Genomic DNA, 2,720 nt, shown 5'->3' on the forward strand with positions numbered 1-2,720 from the left:
CCAGCCCGAAACCCCGCTGCTTTTCTATGCCTCAAGCTTCTGCTTCTATCTGCTCCGAGAGCTCCGTCCACTGGGCCAGCAGCCGGTCGCTCTCTCTTGCCAGCTCTCCCAGCTCCTCCGACAGCTCCCCTACCCTCTGGTAGTCCGCCGCTGTCTCCGGGTCGCTCATCTGCTCCTCCAAGGCCGCCCGCCGGGCGTCCGCCTCCTCAATCTCCTTCTCCAACCGGGCCAGAGCCGCCCGCCGCTTCCGGGCCTCGGCCTCCTGCTCCTTGCGCTGCTTGTAAAGGTTTACCTTGGGCGGGGCCTTCTCCTCCACCGCCGCCTGCCGGGCCTCCCGCTGCTCTACATAATAGTCATAATTGCCGTGGTACAGCTTTGCCCCCTCCGGGCTCAGCACATACACCTTGTCGGCCAGCTTGTTAATGAGATACCGGTCGTGAGACACCACAAACAGGGTGCCGTCATACCCCGAAAGCGCCTCCTCCAATGCCTCGCAAGAGCCAATGTCCAGGTGGTTGGTGGGCTCGTCCAGCAGCAGAAAGTTGGCCTTGGAGAGCATCAGCTTCAGCAGCAGCACCCGGGCCCGCTCGCCGCCGCTAAGGGCCCCCACAGGCTTAAACACGTCCTCCCCCTTGAACAGGAACACCGCCAAGGCGCTGCGCACCTCGGTCTGGTTCATCCGGGGGTGCAGGTCCCATATCTCGTCAATGACCTGCTTCTCGTCGTGCAGGCTCAGCTGGGACTGCTCATAATACCCCAGGTCCACCCCCGCGCCAATGCGCACAAAGCCTGTGTCCGGATGGTACTGGTCCAGCAGGATCTTGAACAGGCTGGTTTTGCCGCAGCCGTTGGGGCCGATGAGAAAAATCTTCTGCCCCCTTTTGATTTCCAGATTCACGTTTTCAAACAGCTTCGGCCCCCCAAAGGACAGGCTCAGCTCCTCGGCGGTAAGCACGTCGTCGCCGGACCTGCGGCTGGCGTGGAACTGGAACCGGATGGACTCCGGGTCCTGGTCCGGCTTTTCCAGGGTGGCCTCCAACCGGTCGATGGCCTTTTGCTTGCTGGCAATGGTGACATAGTTGCGCTCCTGGTTCCACCGGCGCTGCTGCTCGATAATGCCCTCAATGCGCTTAATCTCCTTCTGGGTGTTCTCATACACCCGCTCCGCCGCCAGCCGCTTTTCGGCCTTCAGCTCCAGATAGCGGCTGTAGCTGCCCTTATAGGACTCCACCCGCCGGTTCTGCATTTCCAGGGTGCGCTCGGTCACCTTGTCCAGAAAATACCGGTCGTGGGAGATGACAATGTAGGCCCCGGGATAGGTCTGCAAAAAGCCCTCCAACCACTCCACGGCAGTGATGTCCAGGTGGTTGGTGGGCTCGTCCAGCAGCAGGAGATTGGCCCCGCCCAGCAGCATTTTCGCCAGCTGCAGCTTGGCCTTTTGCCCGCCGCTGAGCACCCCCACCTTGCTGCCCAGCTGCTCCTCACCAAAGCCCAGGCCCAGCAACGCGCTGCGGGCCCGGGACCGGCAGGTGAGCCCGCCGCTGTCCACAAAGCGGTCGTTCAGCTCAGACTGGCGGAGGATGAGCTTCTCCATCACCTCCTCCGGCGAACGCTCAGAGAGCCGGGCCGCCAGGTCCTCCAGCTCCTTCTCCATTTTCAGCAGAGGGGCGAACACTGTCATAACCTCCTGAAAAGCGGTCTTGTCAAAGTCGCGGCACACATGCTGCTCCATATAGCCGGGGCGGGCGTCCTTGGCAAACACCACCGAGCCCCCGTCCGGGACATACTCGCCGGTCAGGGTTTTAAACAGGGTGGTTTTGCCGCTGCCGTTCACCCCCACCAGGCCCACCCGTTCCCCCTTCTGCAGCTCAAAGCTCACGTCCTCCAAAATCCTCTCCTCCCCAAAGCTCAGGGAGATTCCTTTTACCGTTAAAACAGCCATATATTGGTCACTCCTTTTCTCCCACACCCATATGTCAGCATGGGCATGGGGGCAGAAAAATTCCTCTTAACCGGTCTTTCTATCCTGTATTCATGAATTTTAAGCGAAAGTATTTCTCAGAAGTCCTTGCTTTTATTCTCGATATCGTGTATAATCAAAAGACATAACACACAGTCAAGGGAGATGTTATAACAGTGAAATGCCCCTATTGCGGATACACGGAGAGCAAGGTAGTGGATTCCCGGCCCACTGACGAAAACGAGCGCATCCGCCGCCGCCGCGAGTGCTTGAAATGCGCCAAGCGCTTTACCACCTATGAGGTCATTGAGAGCATCCCCATTGTGGTCATTAAAAAGGACCGCTCCCGGGAGGCCTTTGACCGCCAGAAGCTGCTCAACGGCCTGCTGCGGGCCTGCGAAAAGCGTCCGGTGGCCTTGGAGACCCTGGAGCATATTGTAAGCGAGATTGAGGTTCTGCTGCAAAACTCCCTGGACAAGGAGGTCTCCTCTCAGCGCATTGGCACCTATGCCATGGAAAAGCTGAAGACCGTGGACGAGGTGGCCTATGTGCGTTTCGCCTCGGTCTACCGCCAGTTCAAGGACATCAACAGCTTTATGGAGGAGCTGAGCAAAATCATCAACAGCAAGCAGGGGGGCTGAGGCCCGTCCCCCTTCCCCAAGCCGAAAAAATCAGGCGCGCCGGAAACGTCGCGTCTGGTTTTCTTTTTATCCGCTGGCAGATGTGTGGCGGAAGCCCGAATATCCCCCGGCCCAGGCCT

The 2,720-nt window shown here is 59.3% G+C and carries 2 protein-coding genes; one reads left to right on the top strand and one right to left on the bottom strand.

Annotated features, from left to right (window positions below):
• Positions 1-31: 31 nt before the first annotated feature.
• The gene (locus ACTO5E_RS10700; RefSeq protein ID WP_482303522.1) at positions 32-1,942 is read right to left on the bottom strand and encodes an ABC-F family ATP-binding cassette domain-containing protein; all 1,911 of its coding nucleotides are present in this window, start codon (positions 1,940-1,942) and stop codon (positions 32-34) included.
• Positions 1,943-2,136: 194 nt separating this feature from the next.
• Here ACTO5E_RS10700 and nrdR point away from each other — a divergent pair, with 194 nt between their 5' ends.
• Positions 2,137-2,601, top strand: a complete 465-nt coding sequence (nrdR, locus tag ACTO5E_RS10705; protein ID WP_482303524.1) for a transcriptional regulator NrdR — start codon at positions 2,137-2,139, stop codon at positions 2,599-2,601.
• Positions 2,602-2,720: the final 119 nt, after the last annotated feature.

It is taken from the genome of Acutalibacter sp. (genome assembly GCF_056800975.1).

Excerpts from the sequence above, each read along its gene's own strand:
- ACTO5E_RS10700 (WP_482303522.1), bottom strand. The coding sequence starts at position 1,942 with ATGGCTGTTTTAACGGTAAAAGGAATCTCCCTGAGCTTTGGGGAGGAG.